We start from the raw sequence: 19,214 nt of genomic DNA on the forward strand, positions 1-19,214 counted from the left end.
GGTAACCTGAAATGGAGTAGATTCTAATGCCAGCTGCGACGGTTGCCAAACCACAGATGTTTGAAATTTCCGCTGAGGAAATTGGGATATTGGTTTGCCGGTTTTACGTGCACGTAAGGGCGCATCCAGAATTGGGACCTGTGTTCAATGAGGTCATTCAGGATTGGCGGACGCACGAAGAAAAGATCGCTTCGTTTTGGCGCGGTGCGATCCTAAGAGAACCTGGATATTCCGGAAATCCGATGCAGGTTCATCTGGCGAATTCGGATGTTCTTCCTGAGCATTTCCCCATGTGGCTCGACCTGTTTGAGAAAACCGCGCATCAGGTATTGCAGCCAAACACCGCTCAAGCTTTTACTCATTTGGCCAACCGGATCGGTAAAGGTTTGACCTTTGGAATCGAGAACTTTCGTCCCGAGGCGGGTGCCCCGCCGGTGTTGCCATGACCATGTCGGTGTATTCAAAAGCGCAGGTCATTCCCGAGCCTCCAGTCCAAGTGGTAAAGCGTTGGTTGCGAGCGGGATGGCGCGATTTCAAAGCGAACGTTGCGTATTCCCTATGTTACGGCATTGCGCTTGTGCTGTTGGGATGGGCGTGTGTCGCGGGCCTTGTGCTCAGCGGTCAAGGTTGGGTTCTGCTGCCACTTTTGGCTGGTGGTGTGCTTGTTGGACCCATTGCAACCGTTGGTTTGTATTCGGTTGCGAGCGGTGACACTGGACCACCTGTATCAAAAGGGCAGATTGCTCTGGTCGGCACGATCCTCATGGTGTTTGCCCTGACTTGGATACGTGCCGCGACAGTCTTGTTCGCCATTGTATATGGTTTGCGCCCGTTCTCTGGTTTCGCTGACACTCTGCTGCTGATGATCAGCACACTGTCGGGCTGGGCTTTGTTGATCTCTGGATCTTTGATCGGCGGATTGTTTGCATCGTTGGGGTTCGCTGTCTCAGCCTTTTCGCTACCGATGCTTGTAGACCGCAAGATCGATGGCTTCTCAGCCATGGGGCTGAGTTTTAATGCCACCACTCACAATTTTCGACTTTGCCTGTGTTGGGGCAGTGTGATTACCGCGCTGACTTTGTTGGGGATTCTAACGGGCCTGCTAGGACTGGCCGTAGTTTTCCCATTGCTAGGATATTCAACCTGGCATGCCTATGCCGAGCTTTTCCATGGAGACGCAAAATGACAGAAGTCCTTCCAGAAGGCGTGGTGCATTATGCGACTTCGCAATTCACGCACGACACTCTGCCAGAAAAACTGCGTAAGGATCACAGCACGAAAGCCTGTGTCTGGGGTCAGTTGGCCGTGCAATCTGGCCAACTGTTGCTGCGTCGAGACAACAAAGAAGACTTGGTGTTGGCCGCGGGCGAAACGGCGGTCTTTGCACCCCAGGAAACTCACTCTGTGAACTCTATAGGTGATGTCGCATTCGAAGTGCGTTTTCACCGGCAGGAGAGTCCAGATGCTGAATAACAATACTGTCGAAAACGTTTTGGTCCTGTTCGCCCTTGCGATAGTTCTGGTCGGCGGAGTGGCCATTCTCGGTTGGGGTGTACCTCTTGCCTATGTGCTGCACGGCTGGATGATCGCCATCTTCGCCGGTTGGGGGCTGATCTGGATGATCGCCCGAATGAATGAAGAAGTCCGGGATATCCCGCTTGAGTATAACGACAAGGTCACACGTTACGGTGTCTTAGCTGCGCTATTTTGGGCCTTGGTCGGTTTTACCGTCGGAGACATTCTGGCTTGGCAACTGGCCTTTCCGACATTGAATGGGGATGTGTTCTGGTCGAATTTTGGCCGGTTGCGTCCGGTACATACGTCTGCGGTAATCTTTGGATTTGGCGGCAATGCCCTAATCGCGACTTCGTTTTACGTGGTGCAGCGCACATCCCGGGCAAGAATGGCCAGTGAAACACTGCCTTGGATGGTGTTTTGGGGCTATAACCTTTTCATGGTCCTTGCGGCGACCGGCTACCCCTTGGGGATTACCCAATCCAAGGAATATGCGGAACCGGAATGGTATGCGGATCTTTTGTTGCTGGTTGTATGGGTTGGGTACCTCGCTCTGTATCTAAAGACTCTCTCTCGGCGGGCAGAGCCGCATATCTATGTGGCCAACTGGTACTATCTGGCTTTCATCGTCGTCATCGCGATGCTGCATACGGTGAACAACCTCTCGGTCCCTGTCTCCATCGCTTACCCCAAAAGTTACTCGCTTTTTTCGGGGACGCAGGATGCTATGACGCAATGGTGGTACGGGCATAACGCGGTTGGATTCCTGCTTACGGCAGGGTTCCTCGGGATGCTCTATTACTTCCTGCCCAAAGCTGTGAACCGGCCGATCTATTCATACCGCATGTCGATTGTGGGGTTCTGGGGGATCACATTTCTGTACCTCTGGGCCGGATCGCATCACCTGCATTATACAGCCCTGCCTGATTGGGTTCAGTATCTTGGCATGACCATGTCGATCATTCTGCTGGTCCCCAGTTGGGCCTCAGTTTTCAACGGCATCCTCACGATCAACGGGGCCTGGGATATGGTCCGGACGGACCCGGCGGTCCGGTTCATGATGGTCGCAATTCTGTTCTATGGGCTGTCGACATTTGAAGGTTCGTTCATGGCGATCCGCCCGGTAAACTCGCTAAGCCACTACACCGACTGGACGGTTGGGCACGTGCATGCCGGCGCCTTGGGTTGGGTCGCCTTCATCACCTTTGGAGCCCTATACAAACTGGTGCCCTGGATATGGAAGCGGGAGGGGGTGTATTCCTTGCGTCTGGAGGCATGGCACTTCTGGCTCGCCCTGAGCGGAACGCTGATTTACGTCGGCGCGATGTGGAACAGCGGCATCACGCAATCGCTGATGTGGCAGACCTATGATGCGGACGGCGCTTTCCTCTTTTCTTTCCTCGACAGTGTAATCGCGATGCATCCCTATTATGTTGCCCGTGCGATTGGGGGGCTGTTGTATCTGATCGGAGCCTGCATCGGTGCCTACAACATTTACATGACTGTGAGTGGGCCGAAGAAAGCCCAAGCCCGGGAAGCCGGACCGTTGGTCCCGCAGCCGGCGGAGTAAGTCCCAATGAGTACTCAGCACCAAAAACTCGAACGCCATTCACTTGGGTTTGCAATGGCAATCCTGATGGTTGCATCGATCGGTGGCATTGTCGAAATCGCGCCGTTGTTCACGATTGAAAACACGGTGGAAAAGGTCGAAGGCATGCGGCCCTATACGCCGCTGGAACTTGCGGGGCGCGATATCTATGTGCGCGAGGGGTGCTATGCCTGCCACAGCCAGATGATCCGTACCCTACGGTCTGACATCGAACGCTATGGGCATTACAGTCTGGCTGCTGAAAGCATGTATGACCATCCGTTTCAATGGGGCTCGAAACGTACAGGGCCGGACTTGGCGCGCATTGGGGGTAAATACTCTGACGCATGGCATGTGGCGCATCTGGAAGCGCCGCGAGAGTTAGTCGAGGGGTCGATCATGCCGGGCTATGCGTTTTTGTCCGAGACGCGCCTTGGGACAGGACATTTGGCAGCCTCGTTGACAGCGCTTAGCCGGGCTGGTGTGCCCTATACGGACGCCCAGATCGAAAACGCCGAAAAGGACGCTGCATGGCAGGCGGATGCTGAGCAGTACTTTGAAGGAGAATTACAAGAAAGTTACGGTGAAAACGTTCAGGTTCGGGATTATGACGGACAACCGGGCAAGCTGACGGAAATGGATGCTCTTGTAGCTTATCTTCAGGTTCTTGGCACATTGGCCGATCTGGACTCGTTAAACCTTGAGGAGGTTCAACGATGACACATGATACGGTTCTCGTTTTCTCCAAGACTTGGGGCGCAATCTACCTGCTGGTCGTCTTTTTAGCTGCAGCTGTTTGGACCTATTGGCCCTCGCGCCGGAAGGTTTACGACGATGCCGCCCAATCCCCACTCGACAGCCGGGAGGATCAGCCATGTCGATGAAGGAAAAGGATCCCGTTTCCGGCACCGATCTGACAGGCCATGAATGGGACGGCATCAAAGAGTTGGACACACCCGTTCCCTGGGCTGCCCGATGGGCGCTTTGGATCAGTATCATCATAGCAGCGCTGTATTGGGTGTTTTACCCATCCTTCCCGAGTGTGCGTAACTACGCGAAGGGAATGCTTGGCTATTCCTCGCGCGCAGAAGTTGCGACGGCACTTCAGCGGGCGGATGCGGATCGAGAAATGACTTTCGCGCCTTTCGCTTCCGGGGATATTGAGGAATTGGCCGCCGACCCTACGCTTGAGGCGCGGTATAGCGCGTCGATTTCCAAGCTTTACGCCGACAATTGTGCGGCTTGTCACAGGAATGATCTTAAAGGACAGGTTGGCTTTCCCAATCTGGTGGACGGTCATTGGCTGTGGTCAGGCTCGCCGGAAGAGATAGAGGCTACCATTCGATATGGGATTAATGGGCAGCATGACGATACACGGATTGCACAGATGCTTGCCTTCGGTGCGGACGGCATGATCGATATGCAGCAGATCAAGGAGGTCACGGAATTTGTCTTGTCCTTGTCTAGACGGCAGCATGATGCGACGGCGGCCGAAAATGGGAGATTGGCTTTCGAAGAAAACTGCGCGGCATGTCATGGTGAGGACGGCCGCGGGGGGTATGAAATCGGCGCGCCAGATTTGGGTGATGAAAGTTGGATCTACGGGGGCGACCGGGACGCCATCTATCACAGCATCCATTTTGGTCGACAGGGCGTGATGCCGGCGTGGGACGGACGTTTGAGTGACGCTCAGATCCGAATGCTAACACTGTACTTACTCTGGAATTCAGAAGATGCACCAAGCTGAAGAAAACCCACGATTCCGTAGGGCGATGTACCTGATGCTCCTGCTCTTGCTTATCGGATACATCGGATTCAAGGCATGGCACCTTTCCATGGCATTCGAGGCATGGGAAGGGCAGGCGATTGTAGGTGCCGTGCCGGGCGCTGTAAAATAAAAATCGTGATTTATACGATTTCAGTTTGCGTACTAATGACCTGAAGCCAGTGCATGACTAACTTCTAGCGCTCGGATCAAGTTTTTCATTCCACGATTTCCTTCTAAAACGTCCTGCAATGTCTTGCTGTCCAAGGCAGTAAAAAACGCCTCCTGAGCTTCGTTGAGAATTGGTAGCAACCCACAAGCGGGCGTCATTACACAACAGCCACCGTCTTCCTTCATGCATTCCACCAAAGGGGTGCCGCGTTCGGATTTACGCAGCAGGCCGCCAATCGAGATAGCATTGGGAGGTAAGGCCATACGCATACCCCCGTTGCGTCCACGCACAGATTCTACGTAGCCCTCGTGTGTAAGCCACTGGGAGATCTTGGCCAGGTGATTGAAGGGCAGGTTCTGCATCGCCGCGATTTCACGGGTCGACATTAACCCTTCTTCATGGGTGGCGAGGTGGATCAGGATGCGCAAGGCATAGTCGGAGAACTTTGTAATTTGCATGGCTATATCTCCCATAAAAAATAGGTTTTGAAAATGCCTATTTTGTTGACATCTTTTTTCAACACCAATAATAGGTATTTAGAATACCTAATAAGGAGATGACTCATGCAGCCTATTGTACTATTGATCTCGCTGATCCTGATGGCTGCGCTGTCACTTGTCTTCTGGTTGGCCACGCGTGCCTCGAACGGGCCGGAACCCGGACCAAATGCGAACTCGAAACGTGCAGGCTTGATCTGGGCAATGACGATTGTCGGAGTTGTCGTGGCAGTCGGCTCATTGCGACCATGGCCGCATGCTTTGGCCAGTACAGACGATGCCATCACCGTTTCTATCACCAGCGGGCAGTGGTGGTGGGATATCGACACAGTTGAGATCCCTGCGGGAAGGCCCATCAATTTCAGCGCCACGACCGAAGATGTTACCCACGGATTGGGCATTTACACTTCAGACCTCCGCCTCCTGACGCAGGTCCAGGTGATCCCCGGTTACACAACCGAAGTTTCTTACACGTTCGAAGAACCCGGCACTTACCAAGTCCTGTGCATGGAATTCTGCGGAGTGGCGCATCAGGACATGGTCAACGAATTCGAAGTCGTCGCGGTGGAGGAATAAATGAGCGCTGTATCTGAACTTGTCGCGGAAAAATCAATCGTCACTGAACCCCAGGCTGGGGCAGTCAAGCTTACCATGATCCTCTCAGGCGCGGTCTTTGCGTTGATGATGGTCTTTGGTCTGATCATGCGTGCTGCGCAGGGCCAATTGATCGAAGTGGATCCGGCACTGTTCTACCAACTCTTGACAGCTCATGGCGCCGGAATGGTCGGAACGGCCGCGCTGTCTGGTGCTGCGATCATGTGGTATTTTTGCGGGCGTCATATCGTTCTGACGGCTGGAATCTTCTGGGCTTTCCTTGCTTTATTTCTGCTGGGCGTCGTCCTGATCTTAGGCTCGATCTTCATCGGCGGATATGGCGGCGCATGGACATTCCTGTTTCCTTTGCCCGCGATGTCAGGCGGAGCGTGGGAAGCGGGCGCGGCTGCTGCGTTCATGCTTGGATATGTTTCGATCGGCGTTGGCTTTCTGCTGTATTATCTGGAACTCGGTCGTCAGATTCATGCACGCTATGGTAGCCTTGTCCGGGCACTGGGCTGGAACTTGATCCTTGGGCGCGAGGACAAAAATCCTCCGCCGCCAACCATCGTCGCGGCGGCGGCGGTGACTATTTTCAATTCGATCGGGATCATCCTTGGTGCTGCCGTATTGGTGGCGAGCCTTGTCCACCTGCTGGTCCCAGGATTTGAAGTAAACGCGCTGCTGGCCAAGAACCTGATCTATTTCTTTGGCCACGTCTTCATCAATGCCTCGATCTATATGGCGGTGACGGCGGTTTATGAGATTCTACCGGAATACACCGGCAAACCCTGGAAATCTAACCGCTTGTTTGCGATTGCCTGGAATGCAGTTCTGATCTTCGTGATGGCTGTGTACTGGCACCATCTGCTGCAAGATGTGGTCATGCCACCCTGGATGCTGGTAGTCGGGCAATTGGTCTCATACTTCAGCGGCATTCCCCTCATCGCGGTCACGGCGTTTTCCACATTCCTCTACGTGCGCGGCTCAAAAATGACCTGGGATCTGACGTCCTCGCTGCTGGTTCTGTCCGTGGCAGGCTGGGCGGTTGGCTCAATTCCCGCGTCGATCGACGGAATGATCAGCGTGAACAAGGTGATGCACAACACTATGTGGGTCCCGGGGCATTTTCACACCTACCTGCTGCTGGGCGAGGTGGCGATGGCCTTTGGTTTCATGGCCTGGCTGGTTCGCGGTAAAACCATCGCCCAGATGAGCGGGCTGGACCGTGTCGCTTTTGTGACCTACCTCGCGGGTGCCGCTGGGTTTGTGACGGTGTTTCTCTTCTCTGGCGCGGCTTCGATCCCTCGTCGCTGGGCAGTGCACTATGAAGAATGGCTGATGCACGACCGTATCGGCACTTTGTTCAGTGTGCTGATCGTGATGACAACATTGTTTTTTGTTCTGCGCTTTGTGTTGCGTCTTGGGCGGAGTAACGGCTGATGATGCCGCGCGCTCTTCCCTCGGTTCTGATCGCGAGCATCGGCTTGGGAACGCTCTGGCATGCCACAGACGGAGGGCAGGCATTCACCAGCGAAGCCGCACGGAGATTGGACGTGGTGCGCGTACCACGTCCAGTTCCGGCCCTGCAATTGGAAGATATGTCAGGTCAGTTGCTGCCCCTGTCGCCGCAAGGGGAAGAGGTGGTTCTGGTCGAGTTTATCTACACTGTGTGCGGCGACATCTGCCAGATTGCAGGCGCAGACTTTGCCGAGATCCGAGATCAATTGGAACAGCGTGGAGAGCCCGTCCGGATGATCTCGGTCAGTTTTGATCCTAAGCGAGACACGCCCGAGCAGATGACGATTTACGGGGAAGCCCATGAGGCGGACGGCAAAATGTGGACCGTCGCGCGGCCGAGGCCGGAAGAGTTGCCGGCATTGTTGAAGCTGTTTGACGTGACCGTCATCCCGGATGAATGGGGTGGGTTTCAGCACAATGCCGCAATCCACGTGATTAACAGAGACGGCCGCTTTTCGGCGGTGTTTGACACTGATGCGATTGACGCTGTTTTGACCCATTTGGAGGAGCACAGCTCATGAAGTTGCTTGGTTTGGCCTTCCTGGCTTCTGCCGAGGCCGTTGCACTTCGCTATGCGGTTGTTGAAAGTCCGATCCAGCATGTCTTGGTGCAGATGCCATTGCTGGTACTGGCCGGGGTGTTGTTGGCTTGGAACAGGCAGATTCGGCAAGAATGGGCGGTTCCTTTGCTGCTTGTGGCTTTGACCGTCTTTCTGTTCTGGATGCTGCCAAGAAACGTTGATTGGGCTCTGACGCCAACAGGGGAAATTGCCAAATATCTGAGCTTGCCTTTGCTGTTGGGGGTACCGCTGAGGTTGTCCTGGCCCTGGCTGGGCCCGGTGCTTCGCGGATTTCTGAAGGCGAATGCGCTGTCGATGCTGGGTGTGCTGGGTTTTCTGTATACGCATGCGCCGGTCAGGATTTGCAACTCTTACCTGGTCTCGGCTCAGAAGGATCTAGGCATGGCCTTTTTCTACCTCGCTGCTGGCTTGGGCTGTCTCTGGGCTATCCCGATCCTGTTCGGAAATCCAAGTGGCCAAAGGTCGAACGCGACCGGCTGCGCAAGCTGTGGAGTGTAATACGAAATGACCTATGCTGACACAGTCATTGGGTTCGCAGAACTGGCGCAAAAGAAAGGCGTCAACCTGCGAGCAGATCCAATTGCCTTTCTGATCCTCGCTGTGAAAGCAGGTGCGTTTGTTGGGGCGGGCATCTTGCTGATCTTTTCTGTTGGGCAAGGCGCGGATCCATCCATCCGTCCCATCGTCATGGGGGCTAGCTTCGGTATCGCCTTGACCCTTGTGGTCTTTGCAGGGGCCGAGCTGTTCACCGGTCACACCATGTACATGACGCACGGATTGCTGGCCAAAAGTACTGCGTGGTGGGATGTGCTGCGGTGCTGGTTCGTCAGTTGGGCAGGAAATCTGATCGGGGCCATATTGCTGGCATTTCTGTTCGTCGCAGGCGGCGGTGGACTTATCTTGGGGGCAGGCGAAGACGCTTTGCTTTATAAGGTGGCCACCAAGAAGATGCACGGCACCGAGTTGGAGCTGTTCACCAAAGCGATCCTGTGCAATTGGCTAGTTTGTCTCGCCTTGTGGTGTTCGGCGCGCTCAAAAGACGATGTTACCAAATGCATCGTCATCTTCTGGTGCCTGTATGCATTTATCGCCGCCGGTTTTGAACACAGCGTTGCGAACATGACAGTGTTTTCACTGGCGCTGCTCTCAGATCATCCCGACAGCGTCACCCTGACTGGAGCCGCCCACAATTTGGCGTATGTCACCTTGGGCAACGCATTCGCCGGTGCCGGGATCATGGGCTACGGCTATTGGCGAGCGGCGTCGAAACCCACGGTTATAGGTACCGCGACGCCCGCGTCAACCAGACGTCCTGTCTAGCGAGGGCTCGATCATGAGCGTGACACAAACTGTCAATACCTCTGTCTCCAATGACCGACCGGCTAATACCGAGCCTCTTTTGGGGGCTGCGCGCATTGCACTCATTGCGACTATCTCTGTTTGGATGGGCGCTGCAATTAGCGGTAATTTGATAGCGGCTCCGGCCAAGTTCCAAGCCCCGTCATTGACATTGCCGATCGCCTTGGATGTTGGGCGGATGCAGTTCCTGTGGATTGGCGTGTTCGAGGCGTTTTGCGCGCTGTTGATTGTAGTTCTTCTACTGTCGTCCCGGCAGAAACCGTCTTTGCCATTAATTGCCGCCCTTTGCGTGTTCGGGTTTCAAAGGCTTTGGCTCCTACCTTTGCTGAACACGCGAACGCTGTCGATCATCGCGGGTCAACCAGTCGAGGACAGCTCATTGCATTTGCTCTACGTCGCGGCTGAATTTCTGAAGATCGGTTTTCTTTTCTGGGCCGGCATTCGGGAAATGCGCGGCCTGTTCCGAAAAACAAAACCGACTGCAGTTTCGGTCCAAACCTGAACTCTCAACTATCTGTAATCAAAAGGAAGGAACGATCTCATGAGAGGTATTCTTGTGGCTATCACAATAGTACTGGCGGGTGCTCAAAGCGTTGCCGCAGAAGGCGACGCGGCGGCAGGCGAAAAAGTTTTCAAAAAATGTGCCGCATGTCATGCAGTTGACGAAGGTAAGAAAAAGGTAGGTCCAACGATGTTTGGCGTTTGGGGCCGAGAAGTTGGCGCCGTTGAGGGTTACAAATACTCAAAAGCGATGGGAGAAGCCGGATTTGTTTGGGATGAAGAACACTTATCCGAGTTCCTATCGTCTCCCAAAAAGTACCTGCCAGGCACGAAAATGTCCTTCCCCGGAATAAAGAAATCGGAGCAAATCTCAGACCTGCTGGCCTATCTGGAATCCCTGCAGTGACAGACCAACGGCGTTTCTTTGATGGCGCCTTGCACGCTTGCCCTCAAAGAAACGCTAATTGCCTTCTCCGTGGTCGGTCAGGCTCTAGGCTTTTCCGTTCAAATACCGCGTCATTTCCGGTGCAGCCATAACGGTCTGAATGAAAGTCCCCAAATGTTCAAGCGACCCCGTGCGCGGGTCACTGTCGCGCCATGCCAGTCTGATGGAACGGCCAAACACCCCATCCGCAATGGGATGTGTTGTTGCCAGGCCGCCGAAACGGTCGGGGCCACTCACAGACAATGCCGGAAAAAGCGCGCAACCCTCTCCCAGCGCGACCATTTGCCGGAGCATCTCAAGACTACTGGCCACTCTTTGTCCTGGTCGGTCAATCCGGTCGCAAAACGCAACGGTCTGATCCCGTAGACAGTGTTCCTGGGAAAGCAGAACGAGCTGTGAGGACAAAACCTTGGACCAGCGAACCTTTTCATTGGGTTTGAGATCCAGATCCTTGGGACAGGCAAAAACAAATGGTTCATGAAACAGCTCAAGCGCGCTTAGTGCAGGCTGTTTCGGGTCGGTTGCGAGCAGCGCAGCGTCCAGCGCCCGTTTGACAAGCATCTCTTCAAGAACATGCGTGGGTTCTTCGAACAGTGACAGCCTTAACTTGGGATAAGCCGATTTGAGGGACTTCAGGATGAGCGGGAGCAGGTATGGTCCAAGCGTTGGAAGCACTCCGAATTTTAACTCACCTTCCAGATTGTCACTCAGGCTCAGCGACAATTCCAACAGTTCACGGGCCTCTGTCAGAAGGGTTTCTGCTTTTTGCAGAACTATCCGGCCATTTTGCGTCAAAGAGACATGCCGTCCCTGACGTTCGAAAATCGAGAATCCAAGCCGGGCCTCCAGCTTCAATACCTGTTGGCTGATTGCAGGTTGTGAAACCCCACAGATATCGGCCGCCCGGCCAAAATGACCTTCTTCGGCAATGCTTTGAATGTACTCAAGATCTCTAAGTGAAAGACCGGCGACTGAGGTTCTTCTGACCATGCATCACCTCTGATTATCGATCGGATAATTTATTTAAGTTGGAGTAATTCGGCGGTTTTCGGTTTTGTCCTGCCAATACCAACTCAGGAGATTGACATGACGAGCAAACCGAAACTGACCACCGCGTTTGGCGCGCCAGTGCCCGACAACCAAAACACTCTGACGGCTGGGCCGCGTGGTCCTGCGCTGCTTCAGGATGTTTGGTTTCTCGAGAAGATGGCTCATTTTGATCGCGAAGTGATCCCCGAACGTCGGATGCATGCCAAAGGGTCCGGCGCTTACGGTACATTCACAGTGACCCACGACATCACCCGCTATACACGCGCCAAATTGTTCTCTGATGTTGGCAAGAAGACGGATCTCTTCCTGCGCTTCTCGACCGTTGCAGGAGAACGCGGCGCAGCGGATGCGGAACGGGACATCCGAGGCTTTGCGGTAAAGTTCTACACTGAAGAGGGCAATTGGGATCTGGTTGGGAACAATACCCCTGTGTTTTTCCTTCGCGATCCGCTGAAGTTTCCCGATCTTAATCATGCCGTCAAACGTGATCCGCGAACGAACATGCGCAGTGCGGATAACAACTGGGACTTCTGGACCAGCCTTCCCGAAGCTTTGCTTCAGGTGACGATTGTTATGTCTGATAGGGGGCTTCCTGCAACCTACCGACACATGCACGGCTTTGGCAGCCACACATTCAGCTTTATCAACTCGGATAACGAACGTTTTTGGGTCAAGTTCCATTTCAAAACCCAGCAAGGGATCAAAAACCTCACCGACGAGGAAGCCGCGCAGATCATCTCTGGTGACCGTGAAAGCCATCAGCGTGATCTTAATGATGCTATCGAAGACGGTGATTTTCCCAAATGGACGCTCTATGTCCAGGTCATGCGAGAGAAGGATGCGGGTACTTATCACATCAACCCGTTTGATCTGACCAAGGTTTGGCCGCATGGGGACTATCCGCTGATTGAGGTTGGCGAACTGGAATTGAACCGGAACCCCGAGAACTACTTTGCCGAGGTGGAACAGGCTGCTTTCGCGCCTTCTACAATTGTTCCTGGTATCAGCTTTTCGCCGGACAAGATGTTGCAGGGACGTCTGTTTTCCTATGGCGACACTCAGCGATATCGGTTGGGTGTCAACCATTCCCAGATCCCGGTGAATGCGCCTCGTTGCCCGTATCATTCCTACCATCGTGATGGCGCGATGAGGGTCGACGGCAATGCCGGATCTCGGATTGGCTATGAACCCAACATGCATGGCGAATGGGCCGAGCAACCGGATTTTTCTGAACCACCTTTGTCCATCGAAGGTTCTGCGGATCATTGGAACCACCGCGAGGATGATGACTATTTCTCGCAGCCCGGTGATTTGTTCCGCCTGATGACGCCGGAGCAGCAAAAAGTGTTGTTCGAAAACACTGCGCGCGCGATTGGAGCTGCAAGGAAGGCAATCCAGATCCGCCACATATCGAACTGTCTCAAGGCAGATCCCGCATATGGTGCCGGTGTGGCAAGCGCGCTTGGTTTGAGCATCGAGTGTGTAGACCTGGCATAAAAACAATTGGCAAGTCCCCGATCTTTTGGGACTTGCCTGACGCTGTGGGTTGTTGGGTAGCGAGCACAGTTTGGTGTTTTTGGGCTTTTCGTCGCCGTGTAAGACAAAACTACGGTTTGGCGATGGCGCTTGGAAAAAACGATTTCCATATGTGGGCACCTTGGCCGGATCAAACATTGCAGCTACCTGGTTTGCATTCGTTTTGATCAACAGTGACGGTGCCGCCTTTGGTCGACACGACCTCCTGTGTCAGAAGACTGCCAATCTCGGACCCCAATTGAAGCTCCGAAACCTGACCAAAGTGATGCGCAACGATCTGCCCCGCCTGATCTAAGAGGACAAGGCTTGGTGTGCCGCGCATGCCAAAGCGAGACATCGTGTTTGGCAATGATCCTGCGCTCTGTTTGTCCACGCCGACAGGGAACGCGATGCGATATTCATGCAGGAAAGCTTGCAAAGACACCGGTGTCATAGCGTTGTGATGCTCGAACACGGTGTGCAGGCCAATTACGGCTACCTTCTCTTCAGAAAACGTCCTCTGAATCGACTGCGCCAAGGGAATACCGTGCAGGACACATCCTGGGCACAGCATTTGAAAGGCCTCAATGACGACAACCCGTCCTTTTAGGTTATCTAGGGTTAGGGGTGTGTCTGTGTTGAACCATTCCCTGACGTCTAACTCTGGTGCTTGCATTTTCCTCGTCCTCAGTAGCAGGCAGCCGCCGTGGGTTCGGCGGCTGCGCAATGGAATGTTAGTGAAGCTTGCCCGGCAGGCTCAGATCGCCGGATGCGACGTCGAAGACATCTGTGACGCACAGCAAGGGCGCATGGATATTAGCGTTCACACGCAAGGCCGAGGTGACACCATCGTAAGCCACGCCATCCAACTCCACATCGCTGGCGAAGCCTGCGTTCACCGAGATTTCAGGGCCGTCGAACAAGGGCGTAAATCCAGGGCTGTCCAGAAAGATCGGAAACCCAGGCCATGTCGCAGGTAGCTTGGGTAAGGAACCTTCGGGGATGTCACGCACCGCAAGCGCGTCGGGTCCGCAAGCTTCGGTCGGGGTCAACACAACCCAATGGCTGTGCCATTCGATGCCGTCATTCGCCGGGTCGCCGTCACCGTTCTCGTCAAAAAGCGGTGTGTCATCAAAATCTGGATGACTGGTTGCGGCCATTGCAAGGATGCCTGTGCCACCTTCGAACCCAACGGCTGAAGGGTCCAGAGACGTAGGCCAGACATAGGACCAGACGTCTGATCCACCGACCTCTCCGGTTGCCGCCGGAACCGAGGCACCAGCCGATCCATTCGTGGTCATGTGAAAAGTGACCGTGTTTCCATTGCGGTGCGCGTGCGCGGCCAGAATGTCAAAGTCCGCGACTTTACTGGCGTCTGCCGAAGATATGATGGCGCCATCTTGATGGATGGCATGGTTCCCATCAGCAAGAGCTGTGCTGCCGATGAACAAGGCCAGAGTGGAAGTGAGCATTGAGAGTTTCATGGGGGTCTCCAGTTAAAAGATAGCGAGTCGCTACTATAATGAGAAATACATTGCAACTATAATTTCGAGTCGCTACTAAAAGTGTTATGAACACAGATCATCGCATACGCACACTGATCAACCGTCTGGCCCGGATTGATGCTTCCGAAGGATGGGCGGGAGATTTGAACCCGACTCAGAGGATGGCGCTCGAGTACCTCGCTGAGGCGAATATGTTCTCGCGCTCGCCGTCGCATGTTGCAGAATACATCGGAACAACCCGTGGAACGATGTCACAGACGCTCAAAGCTTTGGCGCGCAAAGGCTATGTAGAAGAGCATCGCAAAGAACATGATCAGCGGTCGATTTCCTACGAACTCACCAAGGAAGGGGGCGAGATCGTAAGTCAGTCAAACCCTGTTACTCAGGCAATTGGAGATATGCCCTTAGAAAACCAAGCCATGCTTGAGCAGGGGTTGACGCAAAGCCTCAGCCTGGCTTTGGCCGCAAATGGAGGCCGGTCATTCGGCCAATGCAAATCCTGCGCCCATCATGATGTCACGACGGAAAACGGTTTTTGCAAATTGTTGGGTGTTTCATTAGAGCCCGGCGAAAAAGACAAGATCTGCATTGAGCACGAGGAAGCTAGATGAACCATCCTGAACTGTCGGCAAACATCGACGGCATTTTCCTCGGAGCCATCAGAGATCGCTGGGAAGGAAAACCTCCATCTGCCATTCAGAAAAACCGGGTGAATGGGCGGGAAGCCATTGCCTCGCTTGGATTTTCCGGGGACGCTCAGGCGGACCTGACCGTGCATGGTGGCGAAGACAAAGCCATCCATCATTATGATTTTGGTCACTATTCGGCTTGGCAAGCAGAGGGCTTAATGACACCTGGCACGATGCCAGCGGCATTTGGCGAGAACATTTCTACGACGGGACTGACCGAAGAAAACCTCTGCATCGGCGACATCCTGTTACTCGGGACGGCGGTAGTTCAAATTAGCCAGGGACGGCAGCCGTGCTGGAAACTTGGGCTACATACAGGGCGCAAGGAAATACCCTACCAGTTTCAGAAGATGGGCCGAACCGGATGGTACTATCGTGTGCTCGAACCTGGCGAAGTTGGCGCCGGTGATCGGATCACCTTGGCTGAAAGGCCAAATCCGAATTGGTCTGTATTGGCTGTTACACGCGCACGGCTGACGCGTCGCATATCGCCAGAAGATGCCGAGGTTTTGTCTCAGATGAAAGAACTTGCTGAAGGTTGGCGACAAGCTTTTGGCAGAATGGCTGAGGGCAATGCCAAGGAGGATACATCGGCAAGGCTTGGAGGCTCAGGATAAGACATCCAACGCGCGTTCAGTCGTGACGTAGTTTCCTCGAGCTTAGTAACCTTCTCAACTCCATGATGGTCAAATCCGCGTTTGTCAGTCGCAGGGTGGAGCAGGCAAGAAATTAGACATCAACTTCAGAATCGATGAAATGCCATTAATCACCTTGGGCCAGAAATGCTTGACGTTTGGGTCAAAATTGAATGACGTGATTGACCTGTTTATTGAGGTTTTGGCCGTCAATTGAGTCAAATATCAGTGACGTTCCACAGGGCTGTTGTTGAACGTCACACGAACCTGACCCAACCGTCATAGTTGGACCAGAAACTAGGTGAACGCTCGACATTGGAAGGCACCTCCGATGTTGGGCATCAGTTGAATTTGACCATTGCGTCATTAACTGACCCAAATACCCCATCTCAGACTCCCGCAGACAGTTTCGTTTGCTCTGACTTTCTCTTCCAGAATTCACTGGCTGGCTTCCCGAGAGCAGCCGTTCGTGAAGGGCGCAGCACTTTTGATTTCTATGACTGCTCATCGAGGCGATGCTGCGTTTCCTTGCCTTGCGCACAAAGACTAATTCAGCTCAAAGCCTACAGGAGTATTCAGTAACTTGGATCTTATAACGGTTTTCTCTGTTTTCATGGAAATCTGACCTGTCGTTCAATGGTCGTAGTCCGCGGCTACTCAATCGAAGCGGAGTAACCGCAGATATTGTTTAGCCGATGAAAGAGAGCACGTGATCCGTCACTTCACGCGGGGCGTCTTCAGGGCTGTAATGGCCGGCACCCGTCAGGCGCTGAATTCTGCCGTTCGGAAACACTGCCTTGAACAGTGGAAGAAAGTGCTTTGCATGCAGCGTGCGGTCTTCTTCACCCCAAATCGCTAGCGCTGGTTTCGCACTGATCGCTTGTCGGGCTGCTACGTCTGGTTCTTCGAACTTATGCGCCCCGATCGCAAACCCCTTGACCCATCCAATAGCACCGGCGGCTTCTGCCGGTGTCGGGAATGGCGCTCTATAGGCGTTAAGCCAAGTGTCTGTGACGATTGAGGCGTCTTCGAATCCGTTCAGCTTCAGTGTCGACAGGATCGTGTAGTCAAGCTGGCCCAGAAGCGGCTCAAGGGTGCCGTCATCTTGTGCTTTCAGGATCCACTGAAACCAAGGGGCCTCGCTGGCATTTGCAACCAGCCGGTCAAGGAGATCGGCCTGGCCGAACGGCGTTGGCCCGTTGATGGAGACAATCCGCTTTACCCGGTCCGGATGGCGGATTGCGAACCCCATACCCACCGGCCCACCGAAGTCATGCATCACAAGGGTCACGTCGCGCAGGTCGAGAGCAACAGCGACTGCCTCCAGATTGTCGATATGGTCCTGCAGCCAGTAGGTCCGATCGCCTAGCGTGGCGCTTTTGCCAAAGCCCATATGGTCAATCGCCACGACCCTATGATGGCGCGACCACGTTGCGATTTGGTGTCTAAAAAGATAACTCCAGGTGGGCTCGCCATGCAACAGAAGCAAAGTCTCGGGACCCTGGCCGACATCAACGTAGTGGGCGGCGTAACCGGGCGCGTCGGTGTAGCGTGCGGGAAAAGGCCAGGAGCCATCAAACGTGGCATCGGCTGGGACGGCAGGTGTCGTTTTAGTCATGTTGGTCTCTCCAAAGCTCGGGGATGGTCGCAGGACCGCACTGAGTACGCCTGCCACGGTCAACTGCAGCATTTTGCGGCGCGTGATCTGGCTCTTGAATGTGGACGGCTCGTGTATACTCATCACCGCATCCTTCCGACGCACACGAGGCATTTGATTTCTGCGTTGAGGAATCCGGCCCATTGACCGGTGGAGCGCCAGCACTGATGGAGCCGACGCGCGAATTCATCGGAGGCCTGGTCAGCAGTTTTTTGGACAGCGCGATCAATATCGCTCGACTCCAAGCCGATGTCGCGCAAACGAGCGCGTTCGAGACCTTCCAGTGCCCGCCGCGTCTTATGTGTTGTCAGGGCGTGGAAGCTCGCAACGACAATGCGTTGAAGCAGGCTGAGTTCGAAGGGCGCGTCAAACTTGGCTACTGCCGGCCCGCAATCGACGAGATTTGAAAACAGGCCTTTCTGGCCGTGCGTTGGACGGTTATCACGTCGCGCTTTAGTCATGGCGTCTTCCTTTCGGTTACAAGGAAGAACGTAATTTGGCGCTTGAATGCTTACCAATTCGAAGGAGGCGTATCTGTGATCGATTAAATAGATCGCTTGGTGGTAAGGCTCAAATACCGGTTTCCGCGAAAGCCTCGGTGAGCCAGTCAGAAAATAGCGACATTGCGCGGGTAAAAGGCCGTCCTTCAGCACTTACCAGCCAATAGCCGAGGTTTTCGTTTACTGTCTCGGGTTCTGCGAGCCAAGTGAGCCGACCTTCGCGCACGAGTGTCTCAACGAGTAGCTGACGGCCGATCGCCACACCTCCACCATCGATTGCCGCCTGGATCACCACATTATAGTCGTTGAGCGGCATCCGTTTCGCGCCCGCTATATCAATTCCGCACGACTCCGCCCAAAACTGCCATTCCTGCTCCTTTCGGCTCATGAGAAGCTGTTCGTCAGACAGGTCTGCGAGCGGAAGAGTTCGCTCAGAATGTGAAACGGGGGCAATCTTTTCGACATGCAGCAGCCGGGCATCCACACCCTTCCAAGGGCCGGTTCCGAACCTCACGCCCAGGTCAGCCTCGTCGCGAGCAAAGCTGACAATCTCGAGTGTTGGGTCCAGTTCAATGTCAATCTCTGGATGCACATCCGAAAAAGAAGCAAGATGCGACATGAGCCACATTGAGCAGAAGGACGGCAGCGCCGTGACGCGAAGCGTCTCCCGTCCTGACTCGGCCCGAAGCTCTGCGGTCGCATCCGTGATCGTACGGAATGCGGCGTTGATTTCGACGAGATAACGCTCCCCTTCAGGTGTCAAAGTGATGCTGCGGGCATGCCGTGCGAAAAGCGGCGTTCCAAGCATCGTTTCAAGCTGCCGAATGTGATGGCTGACCGTGCTTTGCGAAATTAGCAATTCGGCCGCGGCCATTCGAAAACTTAAAAGCCTCGCAACAGCTGAAAACGCGCGAAGCGACAGAAGCGGAGGAAGGTTCGGGCTTGAGCGCAAACAGTTGGCCTCGTATTTCTCGGGAGAGCACCTCAAAGTAGTACAGCGCGTTATGGTCAAGTCCGCAAGCCCGGTGGTACTTAGCTGCCGTGGCTGTCGGCCCAATCCGGATGGAGTGGGTGGCTCCTGCTCCACCGGCGTCGCGATGCGCCATACTGCAGTTGTTACCAACTG

Annotated in this window: 24 protein-coding genes; 17 read left to right on the plus strand and 7 right to left on the minus strand. The window is 54.2% G+C overall.

Going from position 1 to position 19,214, the window contains the following annotated elements:
- Positions 1 to 26: 26 nt before the first annotated feature.
- From Q0816_RS08135 to ccoP, 7 genes are read left to right on the plus strand one after another with little or no spacing between them, the layout of a single operon-like run.
- Positions 27 to 446: a group III truncated hemoglobin gene (locus tag Q0816_RS08135; RefSeq protein WP_298849297.1), complete on the plus strand. Its 420-nt coding sequence runs from the start codon at positions 27 to 29 to the stop codon at positions 444 to 446.
- Positions 443 to 1,186, plus strand: coding sequence for a DUF2189 domain-containing protein (locus Q0816_RS08140; RefSeq protein WP_298849298.1), 744 nt, complete (start codon positions 443 to 445; stop codon positions 1,184 to 1,186). The genes Q0816_RS08135 and Q0816_RS08140 overlap by 4 nt, the downstream gene beginning before the upstream one ends.
- On the plus strand, positions 1,183 to 1,473 hold the full coding sequence (locus Q0816_RS08145) for a DUF1971 domain-containing protein (protein ID WP_298849299.1): 291 nt from the start codon (positions 1,183 to 1,185) through the stop codon (positions 1,471 to 1,473). Before Q0816_RS08140 ends, Q0816_RS08145 begins: the two co-directional genes overlap by 4 nt.
- Positions 1,463 to 3,085 carry a cytochrome-c oxidase, cbb3-type subunit I gene (ccoN, locus tag Q0816_RS08150; RefSeq protein ID WP_298849300.1) on the plus strand — a complete coding sequence of 541 codons (1,623 nt, stop codon included), beginning with the start codon at positions 1,463 to 1,465 and terminating at the stop codon, positions 3,083 to 3,085. The genes Q0816_RS08145 and ccoN overlap by 11 nt, the downstream gene beginning before the upstream one ends.
- Before the next feature lie 6 nt (positions 3,086 to 3,091).
- Positions 3,092 to 3,823: a cytochrome-c oxidase, cbb3-type subunit II gene (gene ccoO / locus Q0816_RS08155; RefSeq protein WP_298849301.1), complete on the plus strand. Its 732-nt coding sequence runs from the start codon at positions 3,092 to 3,094 to the stop codon at positions 3,821 to 3,823.
- Positions 3,820 to 3,987, plus strand: a complete 168-nt coding sequence (locus Q0816_RS08160; protein WP_170347430.1) for a cbb3-type cytochrome c oxidase subunit 3 — start codon at positions 3,820 to 3,822, stop codon at positions 3,985 to 3,987. Before ccoO ends, Q0816_RS08160 begins: the two co-directional genes overlap by 4 nt.
- Positions 3,978 to 4,850 (plus strand): cytochrome-c oxidase, cbb3-type subunit III, encoded by an 873-nt coding sequence (ccoP, locus tag Q0816_RS08165; RefSeq protein WP_298849302.1) that lies wholly within the window; start codon positions 3,978 to 3,980, stop codon positions 4,848 to 4,850. Before Q0816_RS08160 ends, ccoP begins: the two co-directional genes overlap by 10 nt.
- Before the next feature lie 183 nt (positions 4,851 to 5,033).
- On the opposite strand, the gene Q0816_RS08170 is transcribed toward ccoP, so the two are convergent.
- Positions 5,034 to 5,498, minus strand: coding sequence for an Rrf2 family transcriptional regulator (locus Q0816_RS08170; RefSeq protein WP_298849303.1), 465 nt, complete (start codon positions 5,496 to 5,498; stop codon positions 5,034 to 5,036).
- 105 nt (positions 5,499 to 5,603) lie between these two features.
- On the opposite strand from Q0816_RS08170, the gene Q0816_RS08175 reads away from it, so the two are divergent.
- Genes Q0816_RS08175 through Q0816_RS08205 form a run of 7 tightly spaced genes read left to right on the plus strand, consistent with a single transcriptional unit; the run spans position 5,604 to position 10,498 of the window.
- Entirely contained in the window at positions 5,604 to 6,113 is a 510-nt protein-coding gene (locus Q0816_RS08175; protein WP_298849304.1) for a cytochrome C oxidase subunit I, read from the plus strand.
- Positions 6,114 to 7,574 (plus strand): cbb3-type cytochrome c oxidase subunit I, encoded by a 1,461-nt coding sequence (locus Q0816_RS08180; protein ID WP_298849306.1) that lies wholly within the window; start codon positions 6,114 to 6,116, stop codon positions 7,572 to 7,574.
- On the plus strand, positions 7,574 to 8,173 hold the full coding sequence (locus Q0816_RS08185; RefSeq protein WP_298849308.1) for an SCO family protein: 600 nt from the start codon (positions 7,574 to 7,576) through the stop codon (positions 8,171 to 8,173). Before Q0816_RS08180 ends, Q0816_RS08185 begins: the two co-directional genes overlap by 1 nt.
- Positions 8,170 to 8,730: a hypothetical protein gene (locus tag Q0816_RS08190; RefSeq protein ID WP_298849310.1), complete on the plus strand. Its 561-nt coding sequence runs from the start codon at positions 8,170 to 8,172 to the stop codon at positions 8,728 to 8,730. Before Q0816_RS08185 ends, Q0816_RS08190 begins: the two co-directional genes overlap by 4 nt.
- A 6-nt stretch (positions 8,731 to 8,736) precedes the next feature.
- Complete coding sequence (locus Q0816_RS08195; protein ID WP_298849312.1) at positions 8,737 to 9,552, plus strand: formate/nitrite transporter family protein; 816 nt, start codon at positions 8,737 to 8,739, stop codon at positions 9,550 to 9,552.
- Between the two features lie 13 nt (positions 9,553 to 9,565).
- Entirely contained in the window at positions 9,566 to 10,093 is a 528-nt protein-coding gene (locus Q0816_RS08200; RefSeq protein ID WP_298849314.1) for a hypothetical protein, read from the plus strand.
- A 39-nt stretch (positions 10,094 to 10,132) separates the two neighbouring features.
- On the plus strand, positions 10,133 to 10,498 hold the full coding sequence (locus Q0816_RS08205; RefSeq protein WP_298849316.1) for a cytochrome c family protein: 366 nt from the start codon (positions 10,133 to 10,135) through the stop codon (positions 10,496 to 10,498).
- 84 nt (positions 10,499 to 10,582) lie between these two features.
- Here Q0816_RS08205 and Q0816_RS08210 read toward each other — a convergent pair whose 3' ends face one another.
- The gene (locus tag Q0816_RS08210; RefSeq protein WP_298849318.1) at positions 10,583 to 11,527 is read right to left on the minus strand and encodes a hydrogen peroxide-inducible genes activator; all 945 of its coding nucleotides are present in this window, start codon (positions 11,525 to 11,527) and stop codon (positions 10,583 to 10,585) included.
- A 96-nt stretch (positions 11,528 to 11,623) separates the two neighbouring features.
- Here Q0816_RS08210 and Q0816_RS08215 point away from each other — a divergent pair, with 96 nt between their 5' ends.
- Entirely contained in the window at positions 11,624 to 13,084 is a 1,461-nt protein-coding gene (locus tag Q0816_RS08215; protein ID WP_298849319.1) for a catalase, read from the plus strand.
- A gap of 169 nt (positions 13,085 to 13,253) precedes the next feature.
- Here Q0816_RS08215 and Q0816_RS08220 read toward each other — a convergent pair whose 3' ends face one another.
- Complete coding sequence (locus tag Q0816_RS08220) at positions 13,254 to 13,778, minus strand: redoxin domain-containing protein (protein WP_298849321.1); 525 nt, start codon at positions 13,776 to 13,778, stop codon at positions 13,254 to 13,256.
- Positions 13,779 to 13,836: 58 nt separating this feature from the next.
- A complete protein-coding gene (locus Q0816_RS08225) occupies positions 13,837 to 14,586 on the minus strand; it encodes a hypothetical protein (RefSeq protein WP_298849323.1) in 750 nt (249 codons plus the stop codon).
- Between the two features lie 86 nt (positions 14,587 to 14,672).
- Between Q0816_RS08225 and Q0816_RS08230 the strand changes: the two genes are divergently transcribed.
- Together Q0816_RS08230 and Q0816_RS08235 are read left to right on the plus strand one after the other, a co-directional pair.
- A complete protein-coding gene (locus tag Q0816_RS08230) occupies positions 14,673 to 15,218 on the plus strand; it encodes a MarR family winged helix-turn-helix transcriptional regulator (RefSeq protein ID WP_298849325.1) in 546 nt (181 codons plus the stop codon).
- Positions 15,215 to 15,913 carry an MOSC domain-containing protein gene (locus tag Q0816_RS08235; RefSeq protein WP_298849327.1) on the plus strand — a complete coding sequence of 233 codons (699 nt, stop codon included), beginning with the start codon at positions 15,215 to 15,217 and terminating at the stop codon, positions 15,911 to 15,913. The genes Q0816_RS08230 and Q0816_RS08235 overlap by 4 nt, the downstream gene beginning before the upstream one ends.
- Positions 15,914 to 16,619: 706 nt before the next feature.
- On the opposite strand, the gene Q0816_RS08240 is transcribed toward Q0816_RS08235, so the two are convergent.
- The 3 genes from Q0816_RS08240 to Q0816_RS08250 form a co-directional block, all read right to left on the minus strand.
- Positions 16,620 to 17,672 carry an alpha/beta fold hydrolase gene (locus tag Q0816_RS08240; protein ID WP_298849329.1) on the minus strand — a complete coding sequence of 351 codons (1,053 nt, stop codon included), beginning with the start codon at positions 17,670 to 17,672 and terminating at the stop codon, positions 16,620 to 16,622.
- A complete protein-coding gene (locus Q0816_RS08245) occupies positions 17,672 to 18,049 on the minus strand; it encodes a hypothetical protein (RefSeq protein ID WP_298849331.1) in 378 nt (125 codons plus the stop codon). Before Q0816_RS08245 ends, Q0816_RS08240 begins: the two co-directional genes overlap by 1 nt.
- Positions 18,050 to 18,158: 109 nt before the next feature.
- Positions 18,159 to 19,214: LysR substrate-binding domain-containing protein (locus Q0816_RS08250; protein ID WP_298849333.1), on the minus strand; the 1,056-nt coding region annotated here is incomplete at its 5' end.

The sequence above is a fragment of the uncultured Ruegeria sp. genome (assembly GCF_947497005.1).
Classification (GTDB): domain Bacteria; phylum Pseudomonadota; class Alphaproteobacteria; order Rhodobacterales; family Rhodobacteraceae; genus Ruegeria.

What these genes read in the sequence shown, in the direction of transcription:
- Q0816_RS08200 (WP_298849314.1), top strand. Translation starts at nt 9,566, where the DNA reads ATGAGCGTGACACAAACTGTCAATACCTCTGTCTCCAATGACCGACCG.
- Q0816_RS08240 (WP_298849329.1), bottom strand. Translation starts at nt 17,672, where the DNA reads ATGAGTATACACGAGCCGTCCACATTCAAGAGCCAGATCACGCGCCGC.
- Q0816_RS08205 (WP_298849316.1), top strand. Translation starts at nt 10,133, where the DNA reads ATGAGAGGTATTCTTGTGGCTATCACAATAGTACTGGCGGGTGCTCAA.
- Q0816_RS08160 (WP_170347430.1), top strand. Translation starts at nt 3,820, where the DNA reads ATGACACATGATACGGTTCTCGTTTTCTCCAAGACTTGGGGCGCAATC.
- Q0816_RS08190 (WP_298849310.1), top strand. Translation starts at nt 8,170, where the DNA reads ATGAAGTTGCTTGGTTTGGCCTTCCTGGCTTCTGCCGAGGCCGTTGCA.
- Q0816_RS08185 (WP_298849308.1), top strand. Translation starts at nt 7,574, where the DNA reads ATGATGCCGCGCGCTCTTCCCTCGGTTCTGATCGCGAGCATCGGCTTG.
- Q0816_RS08235 (WP_298849327.1), top strand. Translation starts at nt 15,215, where the DNA reads ATGAACCATCCTGAACTGTCGGCAAACATCGACGGCATTTTCCTCGGA.
- Q0816_RS08145 (WP_298849299.1), top strand. Translation starts at nt 1,183, where the DNA reads ATGACAGAAGTCCTTCCAGAAGGCGTGGTGCATTATGCGACTTCGCAA.
- Q0816_RS08170 (WP_298849303.1), bottom strand. Translation starts at nt 5,498, where the DNA reads ATGCAAATTACAAAGTTCTCCGACTATGCCTTGCGCATCCTGATCCAC.
- ccoN (WP_298849300.1), top strand. Translation starts at nt 1,463, where the DNA reads ATGCTGAATAACAATACTGTCGAAAACGTTTTGGTCCTGTTCGCCCTT.
- ccoP (WP_298849302.1), top strand. Translation starts at nt 3,978, where the DNA reads ATGTCGATGAAGGAAAAGGATCCCGTTTCCGGCACCGATCTGACAGGC.
- Q0816_RS08210 (WP_298849318.1), bottom strand. Translation starts at nt 11,527, where the DNA reads ATGGTCAGAAGAACCTCAGTCGCCGGTCTTTCACTTAGAGATCTTGAG.
- Q0816_RS08180 (WP_298849306.1), top strand. Translation starts at nt 6,114, where the DNA reads ATGAGCGCTGTATCTGAACTTGTCGCGGAAAAATCAATCGTCACTGAA.
- Q0816_RS08175 (WP_298849304.1), top strand. Translation starts at nt 5,604, where the DNA reads ATGCAGCCTATTGTACTATTGATCTCGCTGATCCTGATGGCTGCGCTG.
- ccoO (WP_298849301.1), top strand. Translation starts at nt 3,092, where the DNA reads ATGAGTACTCAGCACCAAAAACTCGAACGCCATTCACTTGGGTTTGCA.
- Q0816_RS08225 (WP_298849323.1), bottom strand. Translation starts at nt 14,586, where the DNA reads ATGAAACTCTCAATGCTCACTTCCACTCTGGCCTTGTTCATCGGCAGC.
- Q0816_RS08135 (WP_298849297.1), top strand. Translation starts at nt 27, where the DNA reads ATGCCAGCTGCGACGGTTGCCAAACCACAGATGTTTGAAATTTCCGCT.
- Q0816_RS08230 (WP_298849325.1), top strand. Translation starts at nt 14,673, where the DNA reads ATGAACACAGATCATCGCATACGCACACTGATCAACCGTCTGGCCCGG.
- Q0816_RS08215 (WP_298849319.1), top strand. Translation starts at nt 11,624, where the DNA reads ATGACGAGCAAACCGAAACTGACCACCGCGTTTGGCGCGCCAGTGCCC.
- Q0816_RS08245 (WP_298849331.1), bottom strand. Translation starts at nt 18,049, where the DNA reads ATGACTAAAGCGCGACGTGATAACCGTCCAACGCACGGCCAGAAAGGC.
- Q0816_RS08140 (WP_298849298.1), top strand. Translation starts at nt 443, where the DNA reads ATGACCATGTCGGTGTATTCAAAAGCGCAGGTCATTCCCGAGCCTCCA.
- Q0816_RS08220 (WP_298849321.1), bottom strand. Translation starts at nt 13,778, where the DNA reads ATGCAAGCACCAGAGTTAGACGTCAGGGAATGGTTCAACACAGACACA.
- Q0816_RS08195 (WP_298849312.1), top strand. Translation starts at nt 8,737, where the DNA reads ATGACCTATGCTGACACAGTCATTGGGTTCGCAGAACTGGCGCAAAAG.